This is a genomic window from Gandjariella thermophila, from assembly GCF_005405885.1.
In the GTDB taxonomy this organism is placed as follows: Bacteria; Actinomycetota; Actinomycetes; order Mycobacteriales; family Pseudonocardiaceae; genus Gandjariella; species Gandjariella thermophila.
In genome coordinates, this window is record NZ_BJFL01000048.1 from 20736 (window position 1) to 27545 (window position 6810).

Sequence of the window (6810 nt, forward strand, 5' to 3'; positions counted from 1 at the left end):
CCGGTCGGGTGGGCGCTGCGGCCCGATCCGCGAGGCGCCGCCCGGTGGGTTGCGACCGCCTGGCGCGCCGGTGGCCGTGCGGGTTCGGCGCGCCCCGAGCAGGTTAGCGGCGGTCGCCGCCGGCGCCGTGGAACTCGCGCTTGTCGGCCTCGGCGGTGGCGAGCAACTCCTCGGCATGCGCCCGGCCGCTGTAGGTGAAGTCCAGCCCGGCGAGCATCCTGGCCAGCTCGACCACCCGCTCGGAGTCGTCCAGCCGGCGCACCCCGCTGCGGGTGACCCCGCCCGACTCGGTGGCGCTCTTGTCCACCACCAGGTGGTGGTCGGCGAACGCGGCCACCTGGGCCAGGTGCGTCACCACGATCACCTGGTGACTGCGGGCCAGCCGGGCCAGCCGGCGGCCCACCTCGACCGCGGCCCGGCCGCCCACCCCGGCGTCGACCTCGTCGAAGACCAGGGTCGGTACCGGGTCGGCGTGCGAGAGCACCACCTCCAAGGCGAGCATCACGCGGGACAGCTCGCCGCCCGAGGCGCCCTTGTGCACCGGCAGCGCGGGGGCACCGGGATGTGCGACCAGCCGCAGCTCCACGTCGTCCACCCCGTCCGGGCCGGCGTGCAGGTCCCGGCCGCCGACGGTGAGCGCGGCGGCGTCGCCCGGCTCGGCGGCCCGGGATTCCACCACGACCTGGACGCTGGCCTGCGGCATGGCCAGCCCGGCCAGCTCCTCGGTGACCGCCTTGGCCAGCGCGTCCGCCGCGGCACGGCGCTCCACGGTGACCCGCTCGGCGTGCCCGGCCAGCTCGGTGGCCAGCTCGTCCCGGCGGCGGGCGAGCTCGGCCAGCGCCTCCTCCGACGTGTCCAAACCGGACAGCCGCTGGCGGGCCTGCTCGGCCCACGCCAGCACGCCGTCCACGTCCGCGGCGTACTTGCGAGTGAGCTGCTTGAGTTCGGCCTGCCGGGCGAGCACCTGCTCCAGCCGGGCCGGGTCGGCGTCCAGGCGGTCCAGGTAGCCGCTCAGCTCGGCGCCGACGTCGGCGAGCAGCGCGGCCGCCTCGGCCAGCCGGGGTTCCAGGGCGCGCAGCGCCTGGTCCTCGGATGCGGACAGCCGGCGCCGGGCCTCGCCGACGGCGCCCAGCGCGCCGGGCGCGTCCGGATCTCCCTCCGGGGAGCCGCTGACCGCGTACTGGGCCGCGGCGGCGGCCTCGCGGAGCTGGTCGGCGTCGGCCAGCCGCTTCGCCTCGGCGACCAGGTCCCCGTCCTCCCCGGGCTGCGGGGCGACCGCGTCGATCTCAGCCAGGCCGTGCCGCAGCAGGTCGGCCTCCCTGGCCAGTTCGCGGGACCGTTCGGCGCGCTCGGTGAGCTCGGCGGCGACCCGCTGCCACTCCTCGCGGATCCGCCGGTACTCGGCGAGCGGCCCGGCCACCGCCGCACCGGCGAACCGGTCCAGCACGGCCCGCTGCTCGGCCGGCCGCAGCAGCCGGAGCTGGTCGTTCTGGCCGTGCACGGCGAGCAACTGCTCGGACAGCTCGGCCAGCACCGAAACCGGCACCGACCGGCCACCCAGGTACGCCCGGGACCGGCCCTCCGGGTTGACCGTCCGCGCCGCGAGCAGGCTGCCGTCGTCGTCCGGCTCCGCCCCGGCCTCCGCGACGATCCCGGCCGCCGGGCTGCCCTCCGGTAACGCGAACCGGCCCTCGACCACGGCCCGCCTGGCGCCGGTCCGGACCCGGGACGCCTCGGCCCGCCCGCCGCCGAGCAGGTGCAGCCCGGTCACCACCATGGTCTTGCCCGCCCCGGTCTCCCCGGTGACCACGGTGAACCCGGGGCCGAGCTCGAGCGTGGCCTCGTCGATCACGCCGAGGCCCTGGATGCGCATCTCGGCCAGCACAGCACGAACCCTAGCGCCCCGGGATGACATTGCGGGCTCTGTGTCGTGCGTGACGAGCCGTCACCCGTCAGCCGCTCGCCGGCCCGCGCCAGCCCTGGACCGGCAGCGAGAACTTGCGCACCAGCCGGTCGGTGAACGGGGCCTCGCGCAGCCGCACCAGCCGTACCGGCAGGCTGCCGCCGACCAGCTCCACCCGGGAACCGGCGGGCAGCTCGATGGTGCGCTGCCCGTCGCAGCACAGCACCGCGGGGTGCCCGTCCTGCGCGATCTCCACCGCCACCGTGGACAGCGGGGACACCACGAACGGCCGGGCGAACAGCGCGTGCGCGTTGCTGGGCACCACGAGCAGCGCCTGCACGTCCGGCCAAACGATCGGGCCGCCCGCGGAGAACGCGTATGCGGTGGACCCGGTCGGCGTGGCGCACAGCACCCCGTCGCAGCCGAACGCGGACACCGGGCGGGCGTCCACCTCGACCACCACGTCCAGGATGCGTTCCCGGCTGCCCTTCTCCACGCTTGCCTCGTTGAGCGCCCAGGTCCGCGCGAGCACCTCGCCGCCGAGCGTGGCCGTGACGTCCAGGGTCATCCGCTCCTCGACGTGGTAGCGCCGGTCGACCACGTGCTCCACGGCCACGTGCAGGTCGTCCGAGTCGGCCTCGGCGAGGAAGCCGACCCGGCCCAGGTTCACCCCGAGCACCGGCACCCCGGCGGGGCGGGCCAGCTCGGCGGCGCGCAGCAGGGTGCCGTCGCCGCCCAGGACGAACACCAGTTCGGTGCCGGCGGCGGCCCGCTCGGTGGCCGGCACCACCCGGTCGTAGCAGGCCGGGTCGAGGTCGGGAGCCTCGTCGGCAAGTACCCGCAGCCGCACCCCGGCCTTCACGAACCGGGCCGCGACCTGCTCGGCGAGCCGCAGGTTGCTGCCGCGCCCGGTGTGCACGACCAGGAGGATCTCGCGGTCCTCCTCGAGACGGTATGCGGTCACTGGTCCTCCGCGAGTGTGCGCGCCCCCGCGATCGCGGGCCGTGGTCGATGGGCCGGTACGGAACGACGCCCACCAGGGTTGCCGCTGCTCCTCATCGGGGCCCCTCCCGGACGGCGCGATGCACCAGGTCGGCGGCCTGCTCGGCGGCCGGCGGCTCGGCCGTCGTCAGCCACAGGAAGTACTCGACGTTGCCGGACGGGCCGGGCAACGGACTCGCGGTGGCACCCCGCAGCCGCAGGCCCAGTCCGGCCGCGGCGCCCACCACGTCCAGCACCGCGGCGGCGCGCAGCTCGGGATCGCGGACCACGCCGCCGGAGCCGAGCCGTTCCCGGCCGACCTCGAACTGCGGCTTCACCATGGGTATCAGGTCGGCGTCCGGGGTGGCGCAGCGCAGCAGCGCGGGCAGCACCAGCTTCAGGGAGATGAACGACAGGTCGGCGACGATCAGTTGCACCGGCTCGCCGACGTCCTCCGGCGCCAGGTAGCGCACGTTGGTCCGGTCCAGCACGGTGACCCGGTCGTCGGTGCGCAGCCGCCAGTCCAGCAGCCCCCGGCCCACGTCCACGGCGACCACCGCGGCCGCGCCTCTGCGCAGCAGCACGTCGGTGAACCCGCCGGTGGACGCGCCGGCATCCAGGCACCGCCTGCCGGCCACAGACAGCCCCGCCGGTTCGAACGCCGCGAGCGCACCGAGCAGCTTGTGCGCGCCGCGGGACGCCCAGCCCGGGTCGTCGCCGGTGCGGACCACGACCGGGGTGTCCGCCTCCACCGCGGTGGCGGCCTTGGTGGCGACCCGCCCGCGCACGGTCACCCGGCCGGCGGCGACCAGCTCCGAGGCGTGTTCCCGGGACCGGGCCAACCCCCTGCGCACCAGTTCCGCGTCCAGCCGCGCCCTGCGTGGCATTCCCTCAGCGCCTTTTCCTCAACGCGCGCGTCATCGCAGGCACCTTCAGTTCCAGACGGGCCGTCAGACCTGGTCGATCGTGGACAGCGCCTGGGCGAGCGCGGCGTGGACGGCGTCGAAACGGGCGACGTGCTCGGCGACGGGCAGCTCGGCCAGCTCCTCCAGACCGGCGACGGCGTCGTCGATCCGGGCCGTCGGATCCGGCGGCGGACCGGGCCGCGGCACCGCCTCCGGGTCGGCGGGCCCGGGCACCGGGGTGGGTGGCTGGTCGGCTGTCATGTGCTACTCCCGTGCGTGTCGGCGGTGACGCCAACAAAGCTAGCCGAACGCGCCGACAGTGATGCTGATCAACGCCCGGCCGGTTCGCCCAGGCCGAGCTGGGCCACGGCGGAACGGGCCGCCTCGTCCAGCGCGCGCACGGTCACCGGCCCCTCCCCGGCGGCCCACCAGGCCGCGCACGCCGCGCGCAGCAGGTCCAGCGGGTCGCCCGGTGACCCGCCGCCGCGCACCTCCACGGCGCCGTCCGCGACCCGCGCCTGCCACGTCGAGCGGTCGCCGCCGATCTCCAGTTCGTCCGCGGGCCGCTGCACCCCGGCGAGGTCCTCGGCCAGGTACCGGGGCCGCTGGCCGGGCGGTGCGGCGAGCAGGTCGGCCGCGGTGGTCACCCCGGAAAGCACGAGCAGCGCGTCCAGGCCGGTGTTGGTGGCACCTGCGACGTCGGTCTCCAGCCGATCACCCACCACCAGCGGCCGGCGGGCGCCCGCCGAGCGGGCCGCCTGGTCGAAAAGGGGCCGCTCGGGCTTGCCGGCCACCACCGGCTCGACCCGGGTGGCGGCGCGCAGCGCGGCGACCAGGGCACCGTTGCCGGGCAGCTCACCCCGCTCGGTGGGCAGCGTGGCGTCCACGTTGCAGGCCACCCAGAACGCGCCGTCCCGGATGGCCAGGCACGCCTCAGCGAGGTTGCGCCACCCGGTGTCCGGTGAGTGGCCCTGGACAACGGCGTCCACGTCCGGGCTGCACGCGCGGACCGGGGTGAGGCCGGCGGCCTCCACCTCGGCCGCCAGTGCCTCGGTGCCCACGACCAGCACGTCACCGACCACCGGGCGCTGGGTCAGCAGCGCGGCCGCGGCCTGCGAGCTGGTGCTGACCTCGTCCGGGCCGGTGGCGAAGCCGAGCTCGGTCAGGTGCGCGGCGACCTCGGCGGGGCTGCGTGAGGCGTTGTTGGTGACGAACCGGACCGGCATGCCGCCGCGCCGGATGTCCTCGACCACCTGCGGCGCACCGGGTACGGCCTGACCGCCGCGGAAGGTCGTACCGTCGAGGTCCAGTAGCAGCGCGTCACACCGGTCCAGCAACAGCTCGGTCACCGCTCGCCAGCCTCCCGTTCGGCTCGCCCGCTCGTGCGCTCCTCGGCGCGGTCACCCGCCGGTTCGGCGGTCTCCGCGTCGCCCTCGACTGTCCCAGCCGCGGTGTCGCCGCTCGCACCGGGTCCCGCGCCGGTACTTCCCTCCGTGGTCGGCGCCGCGCCCCGGGCGGCCTGCGCGGGGGTGGTCTCGCCGGTGTCCTCGGGGGCTTCCGCGGCAGGGTGTGCGTCAGCGGGTTCCCCGGCCGCCGCCGCGGGAAGACCCGTGCCGGCGACCTCGACCAGCGCTTCGGTGTCCGGGGCCAGTTCGAACGCGCGGTCCGCCGCGTCCGTCTCGCCCTCCTCGTCCGCCTCCGCGGCGTTGAGGAACCAGCGCAGCGCCTCCTCCCAACGGCCCGCCTCGAGCAGGTTGTCCGCGTACGCGTAGAACAGCCGCGCACTCCACGGGTCCCGCCGGCGCGGATCGAGGTCCGGTCCCTGCAGAGCGACCACGGCCGCGTCCCGCTGCCCCATGTCACGGCGGGCGCCCGCGGCCACGATGCGCAGTTCCACCGCCTCCGCCGGGGGCAGCGGCTCGCCGCGCGCCTCCCGGGCGATCTCGATGGCCCGCTCGGGCCGGCCCAGGGCGCGCTCGCAGTCCGCCATCACGGCCAGGTGGCCGGGCCCGCCGCCCATCCGGCGGGCGGCCCGCAACTCGGCCAACGCCTCGGACCATTCCCCCGCGTGGTAGGCGACCAGGCCGTTGGCCTCGCGCACCGCGGCGACCCTGCTGGCCTTGCCGCGGGCGTACCTGGCGTGCTCCAGCGCGCGTTCCGGATCGGTGTCGACCAGCACGCCGGCGGCCACCAGATGCCGGGCCACCGAGTCCGCGACCGGCTTGGGCAGGCTGCGCAGCTCGGACCGGATCTCGTGGTCCAGCGCGGCGGCCTCGATGTCGTCGGGCAGTTCGGGCGCGGCGGGCCGACGCTCGGCGTCCTCGGCGGGCTTCGGCGCCCTCGAGTTCACCGGTTTCGGCGGCTTGGGCCGCCGGCCACCGGCCCGGTCCGGCCGGCCACCGCCGGCGAACCCGCGGGCACTGGGCCGGCCGGCGGCACGATCGCCGGGCGCGCGGTCGGTGGACCGCTGGCCGCGCTCGCCGCGATGCTCACCCGCGGCACCACGCCGGCGCGCCGGGGCATCCCCGCGGGAGCGTCGCTCGCCCGGCGCCGGGCGCCCGTGCCGGGAATCGTCGGCGCGCCGGTGCCGATCCGCGGGGCGCCCAGCGCGGTCTTCGGACCGGTCGCGGCCGGCGCTCCGCCGGTCCGGGAATCCCGATCCGCGATCATCGCTGTGTCGCGGCCGGTCACCGGTGTGTTGCGGCCAGCCGTCGCGCGGCTCCCGCCGCTCCCGGCCAGCCGAGCGCCCGTCCCGATCATCCGCGCGGCGGCCGCGCTCACCGCGGTCGTCCCGGCGCGGCCGATCGCCGCGGCGCTCCTCGAACCTGGCCACCAAACCTCCTCACATACGCCGAAGGGGCTTGGGTTCAGGCCACACCGAGATGTGCCCCACCACAAGCCCCTTCGGGGAAGAAGTTCGGCGGCGACCTACTCTCCCACACCCCAACGAGTGCAGTACCATCGGCGCTGGCGGGCTTAGCTACCGGGTTCGGAATGGGACCGGGCGTTTCCCCACCGCTA

General features: G+C 76.3%; 6 protein-coding genes and 1 rRNA gene. All 7 read right to left on the reverse strand.

Annotation, left to right across the window (positions count from 1 at the left end; all coding sequences use genetic code 11):
• Positions 1–103 precede the first annotated feature (103 nt).
• A complete protein-coding gene (recN, locus tag FFT21_RS25890) occupies positions 104–1915 on the reverse strand; it encodes a DNA repair protein RecN (RefSeq protein WP_192909750.1) in 1812 nt (603 codons plus the stop codon).
• Positions 1916–1952: 37 nt separating this feature from the next.
• On the reverse strand, positions 1953–2867 hold the full coding sequence (locus FFT21_RS25895) for an NAD kinase (RefSeq protein ID WP_225978767.1): 915 nt from the start codon (positions 2865–2867) through the stop codon (positions 1953–1955).
• A 91-nt stretch (positions 2868–2958) separates the two neighbouring features.
• On the reverse strand, positions 2959–3771 hold the full coding sequence (locus FFT21_RS25900; protein WP_137816537.1) for a TlyA family RNA methyltransferase: 813 nt from the start codon (positions 3769–3771) through the stop codon (positions 2959–2961).
• A gap of 63 nt (positions 3772–3834) precedes the next feature.
• Complete coding sequence (locus FFT21_RS25905) at positions 3835–4050, reverse strand: hypothetical protein (protein ID WP_137816538.1); 216 nt, start codon at positions 4048–4050, stop codon at positions 3835–3837.
• 68 nt (positions 4051–4118) lie between these two features.
• Entirely contained in the window at positions 4119–5138 is a 1020-nt protein-coding gene (locus tag FFT21_RS25910) for an HAD-IIA family hydrolase (RefSeq protein ID WP_137816539.1), read from the reverse strand.
• Positions 5135–6139 carry a tetratricopeptide repeat protein gene (locus FFT21_RS25915; protein ID WP_225978768.1) on the reverse strand — a complete coding sequence of 335 codons (1005 nt, stop codon included), beginning with the start codon at positions 6137–6139 and terminating at the stop codon, positions 5135–5137. Before FFT21_RS25915 ends, FFT21_RS25910 begins: the two co-directional genes overlap by 4 nt.
• A 565-nt stretch (positions 6140–6704) precedes the next feature.
• Positions 6705–6810, reverse strand: a 5S ribosomal RNA gene (gene rrf, locus FFT21_RS25920); the annotation flags it as partial.